The sequence below is a fragment of the Streptomyces sp. NPDC096339 genome (genome assembly GCF_044762985.1).
Taxonomy (GTDB): domain Bacteria; phylum Actinomycetota; class Actinomycetes; order Streptomycetales; family Streptomycetaceae; genus Streptomyces.
In genome coordinates this window covers 84,448-105,123 of record NZ_JBIWFI010000017.1, presented here as the reverse complement: position 1 = coordinate 105,123, position 20,676 = coordinate 84,448, and the positions used below count along the sequence as shown (strand labels likewise).

Genomic DNA, 20,676 nt, shown 5'->3' with positions numbered 1-20,676 from the left:
GGGCCCTTCTGCTGGGGAGGCAGAAACCTAAAGGCTTTCGGTTTGCGGCAATGTAGCCTCCGTTTCCTGAGTACGGGAAGACCTGACGACCTCACGGTGGGAGAAAACCGATGGCACGGCCGCGCACCCCCCTGCTCGACCGGCGGCGGATCGCCACGACGGCCCTGCAACTGGTCGCGGAACAGGGCGAGTTCAGCGTTCCGCAGATCGCGCGGGCGCTCGGCGTGCAGACGGGTTCGGTGTACCACCACGTTGACGGCCGGGCGGGGGTGATCGAGCTGATACGGGAGCTGGTGTGCGACCGGATCACCGACGACGCGCTGACGACCGCGACCGGGGCCCCCTGGGACCGCGCCCTGGAGGACTGGGCGCGCTCCTACCGGGCCGCCTTCGCCGCCTATCCCCGGGCCATCCCGCTGCTGATGACCAACCCGGTACGGGCCCCGAAGGTCCTCGCCCACTACGAGCGCGCGGTGGCCCTCCTCCTGGAGGCGGGTTTCGCCGAGCCGGACGTGATGCCGCTGCTGACCGCCCTGGAGAACCTGATCCTGGGCTCGGCGCTCGACCTGGCGGCCCCCGAGGCCATGTGGGAGCCGACGCCCGAGACCCCGCTGCTGGCCGGGGCCCTGGCGGCGGTGGGCCCGGGACGGCGGGCGGACGCGGCCTTCGACGTCGCCCTGGCGGCGTTCCTTTCGTACGTGCGAACCCTGCGGGGCCCGGCGGAGTCGTAGGCTGCCCGGAAACGATCTTCAACGGTCCTTCAGGGAGGCTCGTCCGATGGCTGTCGTCCACCGCACCACCATGAACCCCGGCAAGCTGGAGCTCGTCTCGTCCTGGCTCCCGGCGCAGCCCTGGTACGAGGGGCGGCCGGGCCGGGCCCCGGAGCTTGCGAAGGCGGGCGGCTTCCGGCTGGACGACCCGGAGGGCGAGGTGGGCATCGAGTTCATGGTCCTCACCGACACGGCGGACGGGGTGACCTACCACGTGCCCCTGACCTACCGCGGCGCCCCGCTGCCCGGCGGCGAGGCGGCTCTCGTCGGCACGTCCGAGCACGGGGTGCTGGGCACCCGCTGGATCTACGACGGCACCCGGGACCCGGTCCTGCGGGGCCGGCTCCACGCGCTGCTGCGGGGCGAGGCGGTCGCCCAGGACCAGAACGCGAGCGACGCCCCCGACCCGACGGTCCTGGTGGTCCCGGGCGAGGAGGCCCCCGACCTCGCCGTCATCCGCGTCCTGCACCCGCACGCCCCGGCGACCCCGGTCACCACCCACCTCACGGCCACGTGGCGGGACTCCGCCGGCAACCCGACCCGGGCCGTCTTCGCGGCACTGCGTACGGAATAGAACGTGTCGGGATCTCCGGGGCGGGGCAAGGTGCTGGGTACCCCGAACCCGCCCTGGAGGTCGGCATGACCCTGCGGAAGAAGACCGTCGCGTTGACCGTCGTCGGCGTGGCCGCGGGGGTCGCGGCCTTCGTCGCCGCGTCCGAAAGGGACCGCGCCGCCGCCGAGCGCCACCTCGGCTGGGGCAGCTCCGACAGCAACACCTGCGACAGCAGCGGAAGTTGCGGCACCGAGAGCAGCTGCGGCACCGCCGCCCGCGGCAACGGCCTCTGAGCCGTCAGCCCGCAGCGGCGTACCGCACGAACTCGGGTCCGGGTGTCGCGATCGGCGGGCGGACCCCTACAGGGTCATCGTGCCGAGTTCACGCGCGATGCGTACGAGGGACCGGATCATCGGGTTGTCGTTGGCCGACCGCCAGACCAGCCCCCAGCGCAGCAGCGGGGCGTCATGGAGGTGCAGATAGGTGATGTCGGGACGGGCGTGGAAGCGGGTGCACTGGGCACCCAGGTTGTGGATGGCATCGCCCGAGGAAATGATCGCGAATATTCCGACCAGATCCGTGACGGCGAAGTCTGCCCGTTCGATCGCGCGGCCGCTGGGCGTGTAGAAGGGCATGAGCGCGTCCTGAAAGTAATCGGGCAGCAGCGACTCCCCGCCGATCACCCCGAAGTCGGCGAACACCTCCGCGGAAACCGAGCCCCGGTCCGCCAGTCTGTGGTCGGACGCCACCGCCGCGACCCGGCTCTCCTGGAACAGCACCGGGCCCACGCTGAGATCCGGTTCCTCGACGGGAAGCCACGTGAGCAGCATGTCTATCTCGCCGCGGCGCAGCGGACCGAACGGATCGATGAAGCCGTGGTACCGCAGCCGTAGCCCCCACTGCGGGTTCAGAGACCGGAAGGCGTCCCAGAAGGGCCGCAGCTCGTACGTGTTGGACACCATCAGGCCGATCCGCAGGACGTCCGTCTTGCCCTGGGCACTGAGCCGCGCCCGCTCCACGCTCGCTTTCAGCCCCTGGTAGACGGGGCGCAGGTCGTCGCGCAGCTGCTGACCGACCGGCGTGAGCCGCACCTGGCGACTGGTCCGCTCGAACAGCTCCGCCCCGATGGAACGCTCCTGCTTCTTGATCGCCTGGCTGACCCTCGCCGACGACACATGCAACCGCTCGGCGGTCCTGCCGAAGTGCAGCTCCTCCGACAACGTCAGGAAGATCTCCATATCGCGCAGCTCCACGCGCCCCCACGCCCCCGTTCGTTCGTTAACTCCCGCCTTAACCGGCCTTGCATGATCGGCTGTTGATCATCAACTTGTCCAGACGGGACGCTGGCTGCGTGAACGTCGTCACCACCAACGCGTCGTTGACCGTGGCGGACGTGGACACCTCCAGCCGGTTCTACCCGAAAGGTCCATCCTTCCCCGTGGACGAGATACGAGAGTCCCAGCGGGCCGATCCGCGCCGCCGGCCCATCCTGGTCGCACTGTGTCCGAGCACGCCGGTGCCGGTCATCGACGACATGGTGCTCACGGCGGCCATTCCGCCGCCGGCCGAGAGCGGAGAGTGGGGAGTGCTGACCACCTCCATGGTCCTGATCGGCGCGGGCGCGGGCACGGGACCTACGATGCCCGCGGCCACCACTGCGCTGATCGGGGCCGTACAGGACCGGTTCGCCCTGGTCAACGGAGCCTGACGGACGCACCGCCCCTGTGCGCCCCGGCGACCGGCCTCCGGTCTCCGGGGCGCACGGGCCTTCCCCTGCGGTGTGACGCAGGCCACTCGCGGGGGTCGATGAGTTCGGTGGGGACTCCCGGTCATACATGCGACGAGACTCCAGCGCCGCCGGCCCGGCCCCCGGGTGGGAGCGGCGAACGAGGAAGGCATGCCATGACCTACACGATCAGCCCCTCCGCCGCCACGTCCGCCACGTCCGCCAGGTCTGCCGGGTCCGCCGGGTCCGCCGGGTCCGTCCCCTCCGCTCGTGGGCTGCTGAAGGCCTCCGTCGTGGCCGGCCCGCTGTTCCTGGCCGTGGGGATCAGCCAGGGCCTGACGCGCGAGGGCTTCGACTTCACCCGCAACGCCATCAGCCAGCTGAGCCTCGGCGACCCGGGCTGGATCCAGATCACCAACTTCTTCGTCGCGGGCGCCCTGCTGATGGCCGGCGCCATCGGGATCCGGCACACACTGACCGAGGGCCCCGGCCATCGCGCGGCGCCCTGGCTGGTCGGGGTGTTCGGCGCGTCGTTCCTGGTCAGCGGGGCGTTCCCGGCCGACGCCGGAGCCGGCTTCCCGGTCGGTACGCCGGACTCCGCGACGCCCGCCCTGAGCGCGCACGGTGCGGTGCACATGTTCGGCGGCATGATCGGCTACCTCGCGCTGTGCGCCGCCTTCCTCGTCCTGGCCCGCCGCTTCGCCGCCGAGCGGCGGCGGGGCTGGGCCATCGCCTGCCGCGTGCTCCCGGTGGTCGTCCTCGCCGGGTTCGCCGGGTCGGCCGCCTCCGTACTGTGCTTCACCGCGGGAGCGGCGCTCGGCCTCGTAGGACTGGCCGCGGTGACGGCACGCCTGACCCGCCGCCGGCAGCACTGACACACATTCCGAATCGAACGAAAGGCACGGACGACATGTCGGACTCACTGCAGGGCGCCGCGTACTTCCCCGCCATCGAGAAGAAGTACGGCCGTCCGATCTCGGAATGGAAGGAGCTCATCCGCTCCTCCCCCCTGACCAAGCACATGGAGCTCGTCAACTGGCTCAAGTCCGAGCACGGCCTGGGCCACGGCCACGCCAACGCCCTGGTCGCCCACACCCGGGCCGAGGACAACGCCAAGTAGGGCACCGGACGAAGACGGTCCACTGGCTCACACCGGGTCCATTGACCGCCGTGCGGTGAATGCCTGCCGCCAGTGTCCCGCCGACTTCGCCAAGTCCTCCCCTACGTGGCCGAGGAACCGGCCCATGCAGTCCAGCCTGGCGCCGGCCGGGGTGCCCGCCCCGAGCAGAGCTGCTCCGTCCCGGGCCGCATCGGCGAGTGCGGAGTTCAAGCGGGCACTCGCCTCCATCGCCCGGAACCAGACGTCCTCGTCGATGACGTACCGGTCGCGCCGTCCTCCGGCATCGCGTTCGCGCCTGATCAGGCCCTGTGCCGCGAGGTAGCCGACGGCCTTGGAGACGGACGCGGGGCTGACGCGCAGCCGCTCGGCCAGTTCACCGGCGGTGAGGCTGCCGGTGTCGGTGGTGTAGAGGCAGCCGAGCACGCCGGCCATCATCCGCGGGAGCCCGGTGTCGACGAGCAGTTCCGTCAACCGCTGCTCGAACCCGCGCAGCGTTTCCGGGTCCCGCCCGTACGGATCGGGCGGGACGGCGGCCCGCGTCAGCTTGGACGGCGCCATCTGCTTTCGCCGGCGGGCCCGCCGCGCGGTCGCGTGCTGCGCGCGGTCGGCCTGGTAGCCGTTGGGGCCGCCGTTGCGCATCACCTCGCGGGTGACCGTCGACGCCGGCCGGTCGAGCCGCTTGGCGATCTCGTTGTACGAGAGGTCGTCCGCCAGTCCGGCGGCGATCCGCCGCCGGTCCTCCTGGGTCAGCCTGCCTCCGGGCACGGGGGGCACCTCCTGCGACGCTCTGGAATCCGGCTGACAGCATGCGTTCAGGTCAGGTTCATTGCAAAGCCCCGGGCTCTGGTTTTGCATTCACCGGCAAGCCCATTGCAACAATCCCACGCAATCTACCTGCGCTGAGGCCAGCATTGGCCGCCGACTTGATTGCCCAAAAGATGAACGCAACATAGCTTTTCTCGTGTCGCGAACGACGGAGAAATCTTCAGGAAGCGAGACATCCCATGCGCGTGGCGATCGGTGAATTCATCAGCCTGGACGGCGTCGTTCAGGCCCCCGGCCACCCGGACGAGGACCGCGACGGCGGATTCGCCCACGGTGGCTGGACCCACCCGTTCTTCGACCCGGAGGTGATGGGCGGCGCCCTGACCGAGTGGTCGGCGCAGACCGACGCCCTGCTGTTCGGCCGCCGCACCTGGCAGGTCATGGCGGCGGCGTGGCCGGAGCGGGCCGGCGACCCGTTCGCCGACCACATGAACGGCGTCGCCAAGTACGTCGTGTCCGGCACCCTCGGCGAGGACGAGCTGACGTGGAACAACACCACGCTCATCCCCGGCGACCAGGCCCTCGACCAGATCAGGAAGCTCCGCGAGTCCGAGGGCCGCGACCTGGTGGTCATGGGCAGCGCGTCCCTCACCCGGACCCTGCTGGCCGAGGGACTGGTCGACGAACTCCGGCTGATGATCATGCCGGTGCTCCTCGGCGGCGGCAAGACGATCCACCCGGCCGACGGGGTGCTCCGTACGTTCGAGCTCGTGTCGACCGTCGTCACCGGCACCGGAGTTCACGTGTGCACGTACCGCCCGAAGGAAGCGGCGTAGTCGCCGGTCATCGGGCGTACGAGCCGATCCCGACGAGGCAGTACACGTACTGGTTGATGACGCTGCCGTTCAGGGTGTAGCGGTAGGAGAAGGCGTACTCCGTCTTCGGGTTGTCGTTGCAGCGGTCCAGGTCCGAGGTCATCGGGATGCTCTCGATGACCCGGTAGTGCGCGTCGGACGCCGAGCAGGAGACCTCTTCCACGCCGCTGACGCGCTGGGCCGTCGTCGAGTCCGGCAGCTCCCCGTTGAGGCAGGTTCCCCGGTCGAAGGGGCTGGGGGCCGCGGATGTCGGGGAGGCGGGGGCGGCGGAGTAGGTGGGGTAGGTCGGATCGGGACTCGCCGCGTACGAAGGCGAGTACGAGTACGAGGGCGAGTACGAGTCCGAGGGCGAGGAGGAGTACGAGGGCGAGTACGAGGACGAATACGTGGGCGTCCGGGTGCCGGAGGCCGTCTTCCCGTCGTCCCCGTCGCCGTCCCCGTTGTTCAGCAGTGCGAAGGCGATGAGCAGGACCGCGGCGACTCCCAACCCCACCAGGCACCCGCGGGCACCGGAGTTGGACGCCTGCCCGGGCGGCGGCGCGGCCGGCGCCCCGAACGCGTTCGGGGCGGCCGTCGTCGGTATCGGCTGCGTCGGGGCCGCGGCCGCCCCTGCCACTCGGATCCGCAGCAACACCTCCTCGGTCCCGACCCTGGCCCGGACGAGGTCGCCGTCCCGGCAGGGCGGAATGCGGAGGCGGGCCGGGCCACTTGGGAGGGTGTGTTGGAGGATCACGCCGAAGGCGGCCTGCTGCGCGGTGATCGTGATCTCGATTTCCTGCGACGACACCAACTGCTCCATGGGGTGAGGGTGGTGCGGAGGCTGTCCAGCGGTCAGCAGGAATTGTGCCCGTTACACGCAGCCTGACGCAGACGTTCCGCGAGAGCCGCGTCTCCTCGTCCCCGCCGGGCAACCGAATCCGATCGGGAGGTGGTCAAGAGGGCGAAGGGGGTGGCGATGCACGCCGAGCAAGAAGCTCATTTCCAATCGTTCGTGGCCGCGCGCTGGACTCACCTGGTGCGTACCGCGTACCTGCTGACCGGCGATCCGCACGACGCGGAAGACGTGACCCAGACCGCGCTCGCCAAGGCGTACCGGTCGTGGCGGCGGGTGTCGCGCATGGACAGTCCGGAAGCGTACGTGCGCCGGATGCTGGTCAGTTGCAACAGCGACAGGTTCCGCAAGCGCCGGGTGGCGGAACGGCTGACGGACAGCGTGCCGGACAGGTCGGTGCGGGACAACGCCGTGGCATGGGCGGACGAGCGCAGCGTACTGATGGACGCGCTGGCGGGGCTGCCCGCCCGGCAGCGGGCGGTCGTGGTGATGCGGTACTGGGAGGACCTCTCCGAGGCCGAGACCGCCGACGTGCTGGGGTGCTCCCCCGGCACCGTCAAGAGCCAGGCCTCCAAGGCGCTGGCCAAACTGCGCGCCTGTCCCGGACTGGGCCAGTTCGCGACGACCACGACGGCCACAACGCACACGACGCACACCACGACAAAAGAGAGGGCGGTCCTGTGAACGGCCAGGGTGACTTCGAACTGAACCTGCGAGACCGGATGACCCACGACGCGGCAGCCGTGCGCCCCGGCGCCGTGCCGTATCCGGAGATCGTCCGTCAGGGCCGCGCGGAGCAGCGGCGTCGCAGGATGACCGTCGCCGGCGCGGCGCTGGCCGTCCTGGCCCTCGTACCGGCGACTGCCATCGCCCTCGGGGGCGGCGATCCGTCGGACCGCGTCTCCGTGGCGGGCGGCGGCCCGACGCCGGCCACGCCGCCCCGGTCTCCGTCGCCGCCCACCGGGCCGGCCGCTCCCGCCACCCCCGGCCAACTCGCCGACGGCATCACCCTCCAGGTCGCGACCACCGGGCTGGAGCAGTGCCTCGCCATGAACGCGGAGCACCAAGGCCCGCCGGAGGGGGCCCCGAAGCGGCAGGACCTGGGCAAGGCCGCCGACTACCGGATCCTGCTGGCACACCGCAGTACCGGCAATGACAACAGCCCCGGGGACGGCCGCTTCATCGTCGCGGTCAAGGACACCCCGGTACCCATCCGCCTCATCTGCACCATCAAGAACAACCAGGCGAGCGGCCTGAACACCTCCGTCGGCAAGGACGACCTCCCCGGGGACCGGCCCGTCTCCCCCGACATCAACGGCGGCAAGCTCTACCTCCAGCGCCTGAGCACGGAGGGCCCCTGGAAGCTCCCCTACCGCTGGGGCAGCATCGGCACCGTCGACCCCCGCGTCACCCGGGTCACCGTCACCTACGGCAACGCCACGTCGGAAGCCGCCCTGGACCACGGCTGGTTCGCCGCGACCGGGCTCCTGGAGCAGCGCGTCACCCAGGCCCCCCGGATCAAGGGCTACGACGCCCAGGGCAAGGAGATCTACGACTCCAACGCGGACAAGTTCTACGACAAGCCCATCCCGTAGCCGGCCCCGACCGGGCTCGCCCCGGCCCCGGGCCCTCGCCGCCGCACAGGGGTCGGCGGCGGGGGCCCGCCCCCGACTACGCCCCGTAGAAGAATTCGTCCACCACCGCGCGGGCCCGGCGGGTGATGCGGCGGTAGTCGTCCAGCATTTCGCCCACCGTGCCCTCCGCGTAACCGAGGTAGCGGCCCACCGCCGACAGTTCGCGGGCTTCCGAGGGGAAGGTGTCCCCCGCTCGGCCGCGGACCAGCATCACCGCGTTGCGGACCCGGGTGGCCAGGACCCAGGCCTCGTCGAGGATCTGGGCCTCCTCGGTCGGGATCAGGCCGGCCGCGTGGGCGGCGGCCAGGGCCTGGCGGGTGCGGGTGGTGCGCAGGCCCGGTTCGGACCAGGCGTGCCGCATCTGGATGAGCTGGACGGTCCACTCGACGTCGCTGAGGCCGCCGCGGCCGAGTTTGGTGTGGAGGGTGGGGTCGGCCCCGCGGGGCAGGCGTTCGGATTCCATGCGGGCCTTGAGGCGGCGGATCTCGCGTACGGCGTCCTCGCCGAGGCCCTCCATCGGGTAGCGCAGCGGGTCGATGAGGTCGATGAAGCGGGCGCCCAGGTCGGCGTCGCCGGCCACCGGTTCGGCGCGGAGCAGGGCCTGGCTCTCCCAGGTCAGGGACCAGCGGCGGTAGTAGGCGGCGTAGGAGGGGAGGGTGCGGACCAGGGGGCCGGAGCGGCCCTCGGGGCGCAGGTCGGCGTCGATGAGCAGTGGCGGGTCGGCGGTGGGGAGTTGGAGCAGGCGGCGCATTTCGGCGATGACCGTCTGGGCGGCCTTGGCCGCTTCCTGTTCGTCGACGCCCTCGCGCGGTTCGTGGACGAACAGGACGTCGGCGTCGGAGCCGTAGCCCAGTTCGTGCCCGCCGAAGCGGCCGACGCCGATGACGGCGAAGCGGGTGGGCAGGGTGTCTCCCCACTGGTCCTGGACGGCGGCGCGCAGGGCGCCGGCGATGGTGGCCGCGGTGAGGTCGGAGACGGCTCCGCCGACCCGGTCGACGAGGGCTCCGTGGTCCTCCTCGGCCGGGCTTTCCTCCGTACCGTACGAGCCGACGATGTCGGCGGCGGCGGTCCGGAAGAGCTCGCGGCGGCGGACCCCGCGTACGGCGGTGACGGCGGCCTCGGCGCTGTCGGCGCGGCCCACGGCGGCCATGACCTCCTGTTCCAGGGCCTCGCGGGTACGGGGGAGGAGACCTTCGGGGTCGCCCAGCAGGGCCACGGCTTCGGGGGCGCGCATCAGCAGGTCGGGGGCGAGGCGTCCGGCGGACAGGACGCGGGCGAGGTTCTCGGCGGCGGCGCCCTCGTCGCGCAGGAGGCGCAGGTACCAGGGGGTCTTGCCGAGGGCGTCGGAGACCTTGCGGAAGCCGAGCAGGCCGGCGTCCGGGTCGGCGGAGTCGGCGAACCAGCCGAGGAGGACGGGCAGGAGGGTGCGCTGGATGGCGGCCTTGCGGGTGACTCCGGAGGCGAGGGCTTCGAGGTGGCGCAGGGCGGCGGCCGGATCCGCGTACCCGAGGGCTTCGAGGCGCTGGCCGGCGGCGAGCGGGGAGAGCCTGGTTTCGCCGGGGGTGAGCTGGGCGACGGCGTCGAGCAGCGGCCGGTAGAAGAGCTTCTCGTGCAGGCGGCGCACCACGGAGGCGTGCCGGCGCCAGGCCTTGTTGAGTTCGGCGACGGGTTCGGTGCGCAGGCCGAGCGAGCGGCCGAGGCGGCGCAGGTCGGCCTCGTCCTCGGGGACGAGGTGGGTGCGGCGCAGCCGGTAGAGCTGGATGCGGTGTTCCATGGCGCGCAGGAAGCGGTACGCGTCGTGCAGTTGGGCGGCGTCGGCGCGGCCGACGTAGCCGCCGGCGGCGAGGGCGTGGAGGGCGTCGAGGGTGGTGCCGGAGTGCAGGGTGGCGTCGTGGCGGCCGTGTACGAGTTGGAGGAGCTGGACGGCGAACTCGACGTCGCGCAGGCCGCCGGGGCCGAGTTTGAGCTCGCGGTCGACGTGGGCGGCGGGGATGTTGTCGACGACGCGGCGGCGCATCTTCTGGACGTCGGCGACGAAGTTCTCGCGTTCGGCGGCCTGCCAGACCAGGGGGCTTATGGCGTCGATGTACTCGGCGCCGAGTTCGGGGTCGCCGGCGACGGCGCGGGCTTTGAGGAGGGCCTGGAACTCCCAGGTCTTGGCCCAGCGCTGGTAGTAGGCCAGGTGGGAGGAGAGGGTGCGGACGAGGGGGCCGTTGCGGCCTTCGGGGCGGAGGTTGGCGTCGACGGGCCAGATGGTGCCCTCGACGGTGGTCTCGGAGCAGATCCGCATGAGGTGGGAGGCGAGGCGGGTGGCGGCCTGGAGGGCCTTGCCCTCGTCGGCGGCGGCGTTGGCCCCGCCGGCGCCGGTGGTGGGCCCCGCGTCCGCGACGAAGATCACATCCACGTCGGAGACGTAGTTGAGCTCGTTGCCGCCGCACTTGCCCATCGCGATGACGGCCAGGCGGCATCGGGCGGCGTCCTCGGGGGCGGCGGCGCTCGCGATGCGCAGGGCCGCGCGGAGGGTGGCGGTGGCGAGGTCGGCGAGCTCGGCGGCGGTCTCGGCGACGTCGATGGTGCCGCAGACGTCGCGGGCGGCGATGGAGAGCAGGCAGCGGCGGTAGGCCACGCGCAGGCCGACGGGGTCGTGGGCGTCGGCCAGCCCGCGTTCGAAGTCGGCGAGGCCGGGGTGCAGGTCGGCGGCCTCGTAGGTGACCAGGGCCTGCCAGTCGCGGGGGTGGCGGGCGAGGTGGTCGCCGAGCGCCTCGGAGGCGCCGAGCACGCCGAGGAGCCGGTCGCGCAGCGGCTTGGCGGCGACGAGGGTGTCGAGGAGGAGGGGCCGCTCTTCCGGGGTCTGCGCCTCGGCGAGCCGTACGAGCCCGAGGAGCGCGAGGTCGGGGTCGGCGGTCGCTCCCAGGGCGTCGAGGAGCACCGGATCGGTGCGCACGGATGCCAGGGCGTCGTTCTCCAGCAGCCGGGCGGCGGTCTGCGGGTCGGTGAATCCGCTGCGGAGCAGCTGGATGAAGGTGCTGCTCCTGCGTCCCGGGACTGTCATCCCGCCGCCTCCTGGGTCGTCGCTGCCACTGCCGCTTGGCGCCGTCTGCCTGGAGCGAGCCTAGCCGGAGCGGCGTTCGAGGCACGGGATGATCAGCGACGTATCATGAGGCGACTTATCTGACTATCTGAATGTTTAGTTCCACCTGGGGCCCGCTCCCCGCCGCCCGGCCAGAAGGAGCCCCGTGTACGAGCGTTTGGCTGCCGGCCCCCACCCCGAATACGACACCGGGGCGGCGGGCGGTTCCCGCTCCCGGGAGGACGCGCCCGGCCGCGTGGCCCGCCCCCGGTCCCGCCGCACGGGAGCAGAGGCCGACCGGGGGCGCGGGCGTCGGGCCGAGCGCAGGGACACCACCGCCACCGAACCGGCCCCCCTCCGAGCCCGCCGGGGCCAGGACGAGCTCCCGTACGACAGGGACCGGGCGCACGCCGAAGTCCGCGGTGGCGGGCGGGCGACAGGCAGCAGGGCCGGGCACGTCCCCGGGGGCCGGCGCCGCGGCCGCGGCGGGCGCACCCCCGGACCCACCGCGGAGCGGGACCGGCACCACCGGGCCGCCCTCGTCAAAGTCGTCGCGTTCGTCGCCGCCACCCTCGCCGGCAGCATGCTCGTGCTCCGCGGCAACGACGCCCTCGACCGGCTCGGCCACCCCACCCCGTCCGACGGCAGGGCCGTCGCCCCCGCCGCGGCCGCCGACGCGCCCGATCCCGGACGGGTGCTCCAGATCGTCGCGCACCCCGACGACGACCTCTACTTCATGAACCCGGACCTGCGTTACTCCATAACCGCCGGCCACCCCGTGACCTCGGTCTACCTCACCTCCGGCGAAGCCGACGGCATAAACGCCGGCGCCGCCAAGGAGAAGAGCACCCGCCCCGACAAGCCCGCCTACGCCGAGGCCCGCCAGAACGGCATCCGCGCCGCCTACGCCCAGATGGCCACCGGCGACCGCACCAGTGCCTGGAAGCGCACCGTCGTCCCGACCAAGGGCGGCGGCCACGCCGAGGTCGACGTCCTCGTCGCCAAACCGCAGGTCAACCTCGTCTGGCTGCAGATGCGCGAGGCGGGCAACGGGTACGAGCCCGTCGCCGACAGCCTCCACGGCCTGTGGGACGGCAAGGTCCCCCGCCTGGAGTCGATGCTCGCTTCCGGCACCCCCGTCAAGCAGCGGTTCACGTACACGAAGGAGCAGGTCGTCCAGACCCTCGTCGGCGTACTGGAGCAGTACAAGCCGACGACCATCCGCTCCCAGGACCCCACCCCCGGCCGCTTCCCCGACACCAAGCGGTACACCGACCACCAGGACCACTTCTACGGCGCCCGCTTCGTGCAACTGGCCACCGCCGCGTACGCGAAGGACGTGAAGGACCGCCCGCACTTCGCGCTGCAGAACTACATCGGCTACTTCAACGGCTCCCTCCCCAGCGCCCTGGACCCGGGCGAGGCGAAGGAGAAGCTGGACATCCTCGACACGTACGCCTGGCTCGACAGGCAGAACCACTGCGGCAGCGCCGCCGGCTGCGGCGACCTCAAGGTCGCCGACCACCCGGCGGGCAACCGGTGGACGGACACCGTCAACTACGCCCGGGGCAACAGCACCTCCTGGCTGACCTCCGACAAGGACCACGGGCTGTGGGCCTTCAAGGTGCTCGACGGGCAGGTCGCCGTCTGGCACCGCGCCGGCCTCGTCGGCCCCTGGACCGGCCCCACCCTGCTGCCCGGCACCGGCATGGACCCGGGCATGTCCACCCTCACCCTCCCGGGCGGCCGGATAGCCGCCTTCGGCACCCGTACCTCCTTCGGCGCGAAGCCCGCCGACTACAAGCGCGAGGTCGTGTACGCCGTCCAGCGGGCGCCGGGCTCGGAGGAGTTCGGGGAGTGGCAGTCGCTGGGTACGCCCGAGACCGCCGACGAGACGTGGACCTCCGACATCAGTGCCCCGGCGGTCTCGCTCGACGGCACCGGGCAGCCGGCCGCGTACGTCCGCGACGGCGCGGGCACCCTGCGCGGCACGGTGCAGCGCCCGGACGGCAGCTGGGGCCCGTGGGAAAAGCACGGCGGCGCCGACCTGCACGGCACCCCGGCCACCGCGACCGACGGCGCCGGGCGGCGCATGGTGTTCTCCACCACCTCCAAGACGGTGCTGGGCTGGGCGCAGCCCAAGCCGGGCGCCCCACTGGGCCAACCCACGGCCACCGGCCTGCCCGACACCACGCTGCCGCTGACCGCGGCGGGCCGTGAGGGCGGGGTGCGGCTGTGGTTCCGCAAGCCCGGATCGGGCAACGTCCGCACCGCGCTCGTCACCGGGGACGACGGGCTGAAGGTGAACCACCTCACCGACCTCGGAGGCCTCCAGGGCTTCGGCGCGGTGACGGCGAGCGGGCACGTACTGGCGGGCCGCTCGGCGGGCGGGCAACTGGGCTCGGACGTCGGACAGGGCCGGCCGTGGGAGCGGTCGCCGCTGATGTTCGTGGGCGCGCCGTCCTCGACGATGACCGGCCGGAACATGGTCAGCCTGGCCGTGGTGGGGCTCGACGCGCGACTGTACGTGACCTCCTCGGCGGACGCCCCGGACGCACGGCTGGCGCCGTGGCAGCCGGTGGGCCCACGCAACACGGCTCCGTAGAACCCGGTCATGAGGGGGATACGCCCCAGCGAGAGACATACGTCACGAACTCCCCCCTCAACACCGCACATCGGGATCCCCGTTGGCCCACGGGTCCGAGCAACGATGCCCACATCTCGGTCACATATGGGCACCAAAACCTCCACAGGGGACAATCACGTCCGGTCGTTTTCGGAAAGTGGCAGTCATCGACGAATTCGGTGAACCAAGTCCGCCGATTTGACCTCTCTCTGACTGATCAGCGGTTTTTCCCGCCCGGACCTGACCCCCCAAGGCGTGACCCGATGCCACTCACCCGTCGCCGTTTCGCGGCCCTGCTCACGGTGCTCACCGCGGGCACCACCGGCGTGTTCGCCGTGGCCGCAGCCCAGCAGACGCCGGCCGAGGCCACCCCGGACAAGGGTCCTGCCGCCGCGGTACCCGCGAGCGTGACCGCCGGATCGGTCGTGCAGGTCGTCGCCCACCCCGACGACGACCTGTTCTTCATGAACCCCGACCTCGTCCGCTCCCTGCTCTCCGGCACCCCGGTCACCACCGCCTACCTGACCTCCGGCGAGGCCGACGGAGTCAACCGGGCCAACGGCGGCGCCGCCAAGGACCCGGACCAGCCCGCCGACCGCGCCCACTACGCGGAGGCCCGGCAGAACGGCATACGCTCCGCCTACGCGCAGATGGCCACCGGGGACCGCACCAGCGCGTGGCGCCGTACGGTCATCACCACGGCCGGCGGCGGACAGGCCGAACTCGACGTCCTCATAGCGAAGCCGCAGGTCAACCTGGTGTGGCTGCAGATGCGCGAGGCCCGCAGCACCGGCGGGGACAACCCGGACAGCCTGCGCGGCCTGTGGAACGGGCGGATACCGGCGCTCGCGTCCCAGCTGACCTCCGGCACCCCGGTCAAGCAGCAGTTCACGTACACCAAGGACCAGCTGATACAGGCGATAGCCGGGGTCCTGGAGCGGTACCGGCCGACGACGATACGGATGCAGGACCCGACGCCCGGACGGTACGGGGACGCCGGCAGGTACACCGACCACCAGGACCACATGTACGGCGCCCGCTTCGTACAGGCCGCCGCGGCCGCCTACGCCGAACGGGTCCCGGACCGTCCGCACTTCTCCGTGCAGAACTACCTCGGCTACCACAACGGCACCCTCCCGCACGCGCTGGACCCGCAGACCGCCGACGTGAAGACCGGCTTCCTGAAGACCTACGCCTGGCAGGACGGCGAGAACTACTGCGGCAGCCCCTCCGGCTGCGGCGACCGCAAGGTCGCGGGCAATCCGACCGGCAAGAACTGGGCGCAGTCGCTGCGCTACAGCCGTGGCGACCTGACCTCCTGGGTGACGGAGGGCACGCCCGGCCGGCTCTGGGCGTTCGCCACGCTCGACGGTCAGACCGCGTACTGGACCCGGACCCCGGCCGGCGCCTGGACGGGCCCCGCACTCCTCCCCGGCACGGGCATCGACCCGGGCGCCACCACCGTCCGCTTCCCCGACGGGCGCGTCGCGGTCCTGGCCACCCGCACCACACTGGGCCCCGCGCCCGCCGAATACCGGCGCGAGGTCGTGTACGCCGTCCAGTCCGCGCCCGACGGCCCGTTCGAGCCGTGGCAGTCGCTCGGCACCCCCGAGCGGGCCGACGAGGAGGGCACCTCCTCGATCAGCTCCCCCTCGGCCACCGTCGACGCGAACGGCCGCGTCACGGTCTACCTCCGCGACTCCCGCCGCACCCTGCGCGCCGCGACCCAGCGGCCGGACGGGGGCTTCTCCGAGTGGCACCGGCTGGGCGGCGAGGACCTGCAGAGCGACCCGGTGACGGCGGTCGACTCCACCGGGCGGCGCCACGTGTACGCCACCACCACGAACTCGGTCCTGGCCTGGACCCAGCCCACCCCGGCCGCCCCCCTGGTCGGCCCGTTCGAGACGGGCCTGCCCGCCACGACGGTCCCGCTGACGGCGGCCCCGGACGGCACGGGCGTCCGCTTGTACTTCCGCCGCCCGGACTCGGGCGTCGTACGCACGGCCCTGGTCACGGCCACCCCCGGCAAACCCCAGGTCTCCAGCGTCGCGGAGGCCGGCGGCCGGGCCGGCTACGGCGCGGTCAGCGTGGCGGGCCGCCTCGTCTCGGGCCGCGCGGACACCGGCACGATCAGCACGACGGGCCTCGGCGGCCCCCCGGCGTGGACGGAGTCCGCGATGCTCTACGCGGGCGCCCCGGGCGCGGTCCTGGAACTCTCCGGCACGACGACGGCGGTCCTGGGCCTGGACGCGAACCTCCACATCACCACCACCCCCAGAACCCAGACGACCCCCACCTGGCACCGCGCGGTCCGCTGAGACCGCGTCACAGCCGACGGGCCGTCTCACAGGGGTGCCTGTCCGTGAGCAGGTCCATGAACCACCGGAGCTGCTCACGGACGGTTCCGTGCCCGGTCACGGGCACGTCGTGGATGTAGGCATCCCAGTGGGACTCCGCGTCCCGGACCCGGCGGAAATGCACCTCCACCCGCGCGGGCCCACCGCGCCCCGGCGCGATGCCCAGCACAACGCAGCCCCAGCGCTCAAGGCACCCGCTCTTCGCGAGCTCCTCGGTCAGCAGCCGGGCAAGAGTGTCCACCGGCCGCTCCCAGCTCACATCGGCCACGGCACGTACCAACTCGGCGTCGTACTGGGTCGCGTCGAACCAGACGTCGGCGGGGACCGGGACCCGGTTGTCGTCCGTGTTCTCCCAGCCCGTCCACACCACGCGGTCGCCCGCGCGCCGGATGGTGACGAAGACGCCCCCGCAGCAGTCGGTGACACAGTCGTTGTTGGACAGCTCGACCCGCCGCGCTTCCTCCGCGGCCGCCAACGGCCACTTCTCTGCGGGCCCGAACCAATTCCGGCGCGAGCAGCTCCACGTGCCCTCGGGGTGGATCTCCTCCACCAGGTTCCGCCCGTCGATCAACGCCCGCACCTCGGCCCACTGCTCGATCGCGTTCGGATGCGGCAGGACGAACTCCAGTCGGAGCGTGCTCACGGGCGCGGGGGAATCCATACCGTCAATGGTCGCAGCCCCTACGGAAGACACGCCGCAGGGCCGGTGGTCGTCGACCACCGGCCCTGCGGTCCGGCCCGGGCTACAGCACCGGCAGGTTCTTGCGGAGTTCGAAGGCCGTGACCTCCGAGCGGTACTCCTCCCACTCCTGCTTCTTGTTGCGCAGGAAGAAGTCGAAGACGTGCTCGCCGAGGGTTTCGGCGACCAGTTCGCTGCGCTCCATCAGGGCGATGGCCTCGCCGAGGTTCTGCGGGAGGGGTTCGATGCCCATCGCGCGGCGTTCGGCGTCGGAGAGGGCCCAGACGTCGTCGTCGGCGCCCGCCGGGAGTTCGTAGCCCTCCTCGATGCCCTTGAGGCCCGCCGCGAGGAGGACGGCGTACGTGAGGTACGGGTTGGCGCCCGAGTCGATCGAGCGGACCTCGACGCGCGAGGAGCCCGTCTTGCCCGGCTTGTACATCGGGACGCGGATCAGGGCGGAACGGTTGTTGTGGCCCCAGCAGATGTACGACGGGGCCTCGCCGCCGGAGCCGGCGGTGCGCGAGGAGCCGCCCCAGATCCGCTTGTAGGAGTTGACCCACTGGTTGGTGACCGCCGCCGTCTCCGCCGCGTGGCGGAGGAGGCCCGCGATGAAGGAGCGGCCGACCTTCGAGAGCTGGTACTCGGCGCCCGACTCGTAGAAGGCGTTGCGGTCGCCCTCGAAGAGGGACAGGTGGGTGTGCATGCCCGAGCCGGGGTACTCCGAGAACGGCTTCGGCATGAAGGTGGCCTGGACGCCCTGTTCGAGGGCGACCTGCTTCATGACCAGGCGGAAGGTCATGATGTTGTCGGCCGTCGAGAGCGCGTCGGCGTAGCGGAGGTCGATCTCCTGCTGGCCGGGGGCGCCCTCGTGGTGGCTGAACTCCACCGAGATGCCCATGGATTCGAGCATCGTGATGGCCTGGCGGCGGAAGTCCATGCCGACGTTCTGCGGAGTGTGGTCGAAGTAGCCGGAGTTGTCGGCCGGCACCGGGCGGGTGCCGTCCAGGGGCTTGTCCTTCAGCAGGAAGAACTCGATCTCCGGGTGGGTGTAGAAGGTGAAGCCCAGGTCGGAGGTCTTGGCCAGGATGCGCTTGAGGACGAAACGCGGGTCCGCGAAGGACGGGGAGCCGTCCGGCATCAGGATGTCGCAGAACATCCGGGCGGTCCCGGGGGCCTCGGCGCGCCACGGCAGTATCTGGAAGGTGCTCGGGTCCGGCTTGGCGATCATGTCGGACTCGTAGACCCGCGCGAAGCCCTCGATGGCGGAGCCGTCGAAACCGATGCCCTCGTCGAAGGCCTGCTCCAGCTCGGCGGGGGCGACCGCGACGGACTTCAGGAAGCCCAGTACGTCGGTGAACCACAGGCGCACGAAGCGGATGTCGCGCTCCTCAAGCGTCCGGAGGACGAATTCCTGCTGCTTGTCCATGCCTTCATCCTCGCAGTTCAGACGGCCTGTGCACCACCTCCCCGAGGAGCGGGCCACAGTCGGGCCGGCCCAGTATCGCCGGCGGTGGTTTCCGCCACATTACGCACCCCCGAAAGGTCGTGACACCCCCGCACTGACCTCTGGCCGGTCATGAGCATTACCATCTGCGCCCATGGGGGGCCGGCAGTACACGCAGCGGGGGCGTCTGGGACGTCCCTCCCCTCGGCGTGCCGTGCTTCCGGCGGGGCCTTCGGCGCAGCCGGCGGGGCCTTCGGCCACGTTCCGGGCCGTGTCCGGGGCGCTGGTCGCGGTGCTGGTCGGTGTGGTGGTCGCCGTGCTGGTGGGGGGCCTCTTCCTCTGCTCGCGGCCCGGTGGGGCCGATCGTGTGGCCGAGGCGCGGACGCACGCCGTCTGCGTGTCCCCGTACGACCTGCCCGGCTGCTCCCCCCTCGCGCACGCGGTGGCGGGCGTGCTGCCCGCGCCGCCGCCCGCCGCGGTGCCGGCCGGCGGCGAGCCGCAGACCCCCGTCCGGGGCGTCGGGGCGGGGTGGACGCGGCCGCCCGAGCCGCTCGCGCGCGCCCCCGACCTGCATGTGCTCCAGGTGCTGCGGACCTGACGGGTCCGGTTTTTCGCGCTCACCCACCCCCCTCAGTCAAAGGAACCAGGGCACATGGCCAGCAGAACCACCAACAACAACACCGACCCGAACTCCCGCCAGGCTCGAATAGCCGAGATGCGCCGGGCCGACCAGGCGCGCGAGCGGCGCATGAAGGCCATCGCGATCACCGTCTCCACCGTCATCGTCGCCGGACTCGTCGGCTTCGGCGCCTGGGTGCTGATCGACCAGAAGCAGACCGAGAAGCGCAAGCAGCAGGCCTTGGAGAAGCTGCTCAAGGAGCAGCAGGAGATCCGCAAGCAGCCCGTCGAGGGCGAGCAGGTCTGGGACGCGAAGAAGCTGGGCCGCAACCACGTCGAGACCCCGGTGAAGTACGAGACGAACCCGCCGGTCGGCGGCGACCACCACCCCCGCTGGATGAACTGCAACGGCGACGTCTACAAGGCCGCCGTCCCCGAGGTGAACGCGGTGCACTCCATGGAGCACGGCGCCGTCTGGGTCACGTACAACGACAAGGCCGCCCAGGCCGACCTCGACAAGCTCGGCACCCGGGTGGAGAAGACCCCGTACTCGCTGATGAGCCCGGTCAAGGAGCAGGCCGGGGCGATCATGCTCAGCGCGTGGGGCAGGCAGCTGACCGTGGAGAACGCGGACGACCCCCGGGTGGCGCAGTTCTTCACCAAGTACGTGCAGGGCGAGCAGACCCCCGAGCCGGGCGCCGCCTGCACGAACGGCCTGACCAAGTGACCGGTACGGACACCGGTACCACGGCCCGCTCCGCCCGGATTCCCCGTACGTACTGGGTTTCGGGCACGGCCGTGCTGCTGGCGCTGCTGTTCGCGGCCGTGGCCACGATGGCCGCCGCCGCGAACGGCGACGACCGCCCCGCCGCGCGGGCCTCCGCCGTACCCGCGCTGCGCTCGCCCGACGCGGGCTTCGCCCGGGACATGGCGGTGCATCACCAGCAGGCGGTGGAGATGTCCTTCATCGTCCGCGACCGCACCCAGGACGAGCCGGTGCGCACCCTCGCGTACGACATCGCCAACACCCAGGCCAACCAGCGGGGCATGCTCCTCGGCTGGCTGGACCTGTGGGGGCTGCCGAAGGTGCTCGCCGACGAGCCCGCCATGTCCTGGATGGGTGACGGCGGTGACGGCGGTGACGGGCACAGCGGTCACGGCGGGCACTCCGGGCACGGGGCCGTGCAGCCCGGCGGGGCGCTCATGCCCGGGATGGCCACCAAGGAGGAGCTCGCGCGGCTGGGCACCGCCCAGGGCCGGGACGCCGAGGTGCTCTACCTCCAGCTGATGACCGACCACCACAAGGGCGGCGTCGCGATGGCCCGGGGCTGCGCGAAGCTGTGCACCACCCCCGCCGAGCGCGAGCTGGCCCAGGGCATGGTCGACGCGCAGCAGGCGGAGCTCACCCTGATGGCGGACATGCTGGCGAAGCGCGGGTCCGCGCCGCGCGGGTGACGGGGCACGCTCGTACGGTGGTGGGAGGTGTCCCGTCACCCGTACGGGCGTGTGCTCCCCCCTGTCGGGTCGCGTGGGCCGAATGGCCGAATGACGATGGGGACGCCGCGGCGGGGCACCCGCGCCCCTGCCGCACACGGCGCTTTGGAGGT

The 20,676-nt window shown here is 71.9% G+C and carries 20 protein-coding genes; 14 read left to right on the top strand and 6 right to left on the bottom strand.

All coding sequences use genetic code 11. The features are described from left to right. The first annotated feature begins 110 nt into the window (after nt 1–110). The 3 genes from ACIQ5Y_RS22220 (at nt 111) to ACIQ5Y_RS22210 (ending at nt 1,616) form a co-directional block, all read left to right on the top strand. Nucleotides 111–731: a TetR/AcrR family transcriptional regulator gene (locus ACIQ5Y_RS22220; RefSeq protein WP_403882956.1), complete on the top strand. Its 621-nt coding sequence runs from the start codon at nt 111–113 to the stop codon at nt 729–731. Between the two features lie 46 nt (nt 732–777). Further along, nucleotides 778–1,344, top strand: a complete 567-nt coding sequence (locus tag ACIQ5Y_RS22215) for a 1,4-alpha-glucan branching protein (RefSeq protein WP_403882953.1) — start codon at nt 778–780, stop codon at nt 1,342–1,344. Between the two features lie 65 nt (nt 1,345–1,409). After that, nucleotides 1,410–1,616 carry a hypothetical protein gene (locus ACIQ5Y_RS22210; protein ID WP_403882950.1) on the top strand — a complete coding sequence of 69 codons (207 nt, stop codon included), beginning with the start codon at nt 1,410–1,412 and terminating at the stop codon, nt 1,614–1,616. Nucleotides 1,617–1,682: 66 nt separating this feature from the next. On the opposite strand, the gene ACIQ5Y_RS22205 is transcribed toward ACIQ5Y_RS22210, so the two are convergent. Next, a complete protein-coding gene (locus ACIQ5Y_RS22205) occupies nt 1,683–2,561 on the bottom strand; it encodes a LysR family transcriptional regulator (protein WP_403882948.1) in 879 nt (292 codons plus the stop codon). 113 nt (nt 2,562–2,674) lie between these two features. Between ACIQ5Y_RS22205 and ACIQ5Y_RS22200 the strand changes: the two genes are divergently transcribed. The 3 genes from ACIQ5Y_RS22200 (at nt 2,675) to ACIQ5Y_RS22190 (ending at nt 4,169) form a co-directional block, all read left to right on the top strand. Then, the gene (locus tag ACIQ5Y_RS22200; RefSeq protein ID WP_403882945.1) at nt 2,675–3,031 is read left to right on the top strand and encodes a hypothetical protein; all 357 of its coding nucleotides are present in this window, start codon (nt 2,675–2,677) and stop codon (nt 3,029–3,031) included. Nucleotides 3,032–3,225: 194 nt separating this feature from the next. Then, nucleotides 3,226–3,924, top strand: coding sequence for a DUF998 domain-containing protein (locus ACIQ5Y_RS22195; protein ID WP_403882942.1), 699 nt, complete (start codon nt 3,226–3,228; stop codon nt 3,922–3,924). A 35-nt stretch (nt 3,925–3,959) separates the two neighbouring features. Next, complete coding sequence (locus tag ACIQ5Y_RS22190; protein WP_403882939.1) at nt 3,960–4,169, top strand: DUF4287 domain-containing protein; 210 nt, start codon at nt 3,960–3,962, stop codon at nt 4,167–4,169. Nucleotides 4,170–4,196: 27 nt separating this feature from the next. On the opposite strand, the gene ACIQ5Y_RS22185 is transcribed toward ACIQ5Y_RS22190, so the two are convergent. After that, nucleotides 4,197–4,934: a MarR family transcriptional regulator gene (locus ACIQ5Y_RS22185; RefSeq protein WP_403882936.1), complete on the bottom strand. Its 738-nt coding sequence runs from the start codon at nt 4,932–4,934 to the stop codon at nt 4,197–4,199. Nucleotides 4,935–5,173: 239 nt separating this feature from the next. On the opposite strand from ACIQ5Y_RS22185, the gene ACIQ5Y_RS22180 reads away from it, so the two are divergent. Beyond that, a complete protein-coding gene (locus tag ACIQ5Y_RS22180) occupies nt 5,174–5,770 on the top strand; it encodes a dihydrofolate reductase family protein (protein WP_403882933.1) in 597 nt (198 codons plus the stop codon). Nucleotides 5,771–5,777: 7 nt separating this feature from the next. Here the strand turns inward: ACIQ5Y_RS22180 and ACIQ5Y_RS22175 are convergent, their stop codons facing one another. Then, nucleotides 5,778–6,608: a hypothetical protein gene (locus ACIQ5Y_RS22175; protein WP_403882930.1), complete on the bottom strand. Its 831-nt coding sequence runs from the start codon at nt 6,606–6,608 to the stop codon at nt 5,778–5,780. Nucleotides 6,609–6,764: 156 nt separating this feature from the next. On the opposite strand from ACIQ5Y_RS22175, the gene ACIQ5Y_RS22170 reads away from it, so the two are divergent. Beyond that, nucleotides 6,765–7,325 carry a SigE family RNA polymerase sigma factor gene (locus ACIQ5Y_RS22170; protein ID WP_403882927.1) on the top strand — a complete coding sequence of 187 codons (561 nt, stop codon included), beginning with the start codon at nt 6,765–6,767 and terminating at the stop codon, nt 7,323–7,325. Next, entirely contained in the window at nt 7,322–8,236 is a 915-nt protein-coding gene (locus ACIQ5Y_RS22165; protein WP_403882924.1) for a hypothetical protein, read from the top strand. Before ACIQ5Y_RS22170 ends, ACIQ5Y_RS22165 begins: the two co-directional genes overlap by 4 nt. A gap of 76 nt (nt 8,237–8,312) precedes the next feature. On the opposite strand, the gene ACIQ5Y_RS22160 is transcribed toward ACIQ5Y_RS22165, so the two are convergent. Next, nucleotides 8,313–11,327, bottom strand: coding sequence for a bifunctional [glutamine synthetase] adenylyltransferase/[glutamine synthetase]-adenylyl-L-tyrosine phosphorylase (locus ACIQ5Y_RS22160; protein WP_403882921.1), 3,015 nt, complete (start codon nt 11,325–11,327; stop codon nt 8,313–8,315). A gap of 184 nt (nt 11,328–11,511) precedes the next feature. Here ACIQ5Y_RS22160 and ACIQ5Y_RS22155 point away from each other — a divergent pair, with 184 nt between their 5' ends. Next, nucleotides 11,512–13,950 (top strand): PIG-L family deacetylase, encoded by a 2,439-nt coding sequence (locus ACIQ5Y_RS22155; protein WP_403882918.1) that lies wholly within the window; start codon nt 11,512–11,514, stop codon nt 13,948–13,950. Nucleotides 13,951–14,234: 284 nt separating this feature from the next. Beyond that, nucleotides 14,235–16,289 (top strand): PIG-L family deacetylase, encoded by a 2,055-nt coding sequence (locus ACIQ5Y_RS22150; RefSeq protein WP_403882915.1) that lies wholly within the window; start codon nt 14,235–14,237, stop codon nt 16,287–16,289. Nucleotides 16,290–16,296: 7 nt separating this feature from the next. On the opposite strand, the gene ACIQ5Y_RS22145 is transcribed toward ACIQ5Y_RS22150, so the two are convergent. Both ACIQ5Y_RS22145 and ACIQ5Y_RS22140 read right to left on the bottom strand, forming a co-directional pair. Continuing rightward, entirely contained in the window at nt 16,297–16,971 is a 675-nt protein-coding gene (locus ACIQ5Y_RS22145) for a hypothetical protein (protein ID WP_403882912.1), read from the bottom strand. A 100-nt stretch (nt 16,972–17,071) separates the two neighbouring features. After that, a complete protein-coding gene (locus ACIQ5Y_RS22140) occupies nt 17,072–18,433 on the bottom strand; it encodes a glutamine synthetase family protein (protein WP_356869213.1) in 1,362 nt (453 codons plus the stop codon). A 289-nt stretch (nt 18,434–18,722) separates the two neighbouring features. On the opposite strand from ACIQ5Y_RS22140, the gene ACIQ5Y_RS22135 reads away from it, so the two are divergent. The 3 genes from ACIQ5Y_RS22135 (at nt 18,723) to ACIQ5Y_RS22125 (ending at nt 20,524) form a co-directional block, all read left to right on the top strand. Next, a complete protein-coding gene (locus ACIQ5Y_RS22135; protein WP_403882909.1) occupies nt 18,723–19,049 on the top strand; it encodes a hypothetical protein in 327 nt (108 codons plus the stop codon). A gap of 54 nt (nt 19,050–19,103) precedes the next feature. Continuing rightward, on the top strand, nt 19,104–19,796 hold the full coding sequence (locus tag ACIQ5Y_RS22130; protein ID WP_403882906.1) for a DUF3105 domain-containing protein: 693 nt from the start codon (nt 19,104–19,106) through the stop codon (nt 19,794–19,796). 107 nt (nt 19,797–19,903) lie between these two features. After that, nucleotides 19,904–20,524: a DUF305 domain-containing protein gene (locus ACIQ5Y_RS22125; RefSeq protein ID WP_403883094.1), complete on the top strand. Its 621-nt coding sequence runs from the start codon at nt 19,904–19,906 to the stop codon at nt 20,522–20,524. Nucleotides 20,525–20,676: the final 152 nt, after the last annotated feature.

Coding starts and splice junctions, on each gene's coding strand:
- ACIQ5Y_RS22205 (WP_403882948.1), bottom strand. CDS start 2,561: ATGGAGATCTTCCTGACGTTGTCGGAGGAGCTGCACTTCGGCAGGACC.
- ACIQ5Y_RS22175 (WP_403882930.1), bottom strand. CDS start 6,608: ATGGAGCAGTTGGTGTCGTCGCAGGAAATCGAGATCACGATCACCGCG.
- ACIQ5Y_RS22150 (WP_403882915.1), top strand. CDS start 14,235: ATGCCACTCACCCGTCGCCGTTTCGCGGCCCTGCTCACGGTGCTCACC.
- ACIQ5Y_RS22130 (WP_403882906.1), top strand. CDS start 19,104: ATGGCCAGCAGAACCACCAACAACAACACCGACCCGAACTCCCGCCAG.
- ACIQ5Y_RS22220 (WP_403882956.1), top strand. CDS start 111: ATGGCACGGCCGCGCACCCCCCTGCTCGACCGGCGGCGGATCGCCACG.
- ACIQ5Y_RS22170 (WP_403882927.1), top strand. CDS start 6,765: ATGCACGCCGAGCAAGAAGCTCATTTCCAATCGTTCGTGGCCGCGCGC.
- ACIQ5Y_RS22160 (WP_403882921.1), bottom strand. CDS start 11,327: ATGACAGTCCCGGGACGCAGGAGCAGCACCTTCATCCAGCTGCTCCGC.
- ACIQ5Y_RS22195 (WP_403882942.1), top strand. CDS start 3,226: ATGACCTACACGATCAGCCCCTCCGCCGCCACGTCCGCCACGTCCGCC.
- ACIQ5Y_RS22210 (WP_403882950.1), top strand. CDS start 1,410: ATGACCCTGCGGAAGAAGACCGTCGCGTTGACCGTCGTCGGCGTGGCC.
- ACIQ5Y_RS22140 (WP_356869213.1), bottom strand. CDS start 18,433: ATGGACAAGCAGCAGGAATTCGTCCTCCGGACGCTTGAGGAGCGCGAC.
- ACIQ5Y_RS22190 (WP_403882939.1), top strand. CDS start 3,960: ATGTCGGACTCACTGCAGGGCGCCGCGTACTTCCCCGCCATCGAGAAG.
- ACIQ5Y_RS22125 (WP_403883094.1), top strand. CDS start 19,904: ATGGCCGCCGCCGCGAACGGCGACGACCGCCCCGCCGCGCGGGCCTCC.
- ACIQ5Y_RS22180 (WP_403882933.1), top strand. CDS start 5,174: ATGCGCGTGGCGATCGGTGAATTCATCAGCCTGGACGGCGTCGTTCAG.
- ACIQ5Y_RS22215 (WP_403882953.1), top strand. CDS start 778: ATGGCTGTCGTCCACCGCACCACCATGAACCCCGGCAAGCTGGAGCTC.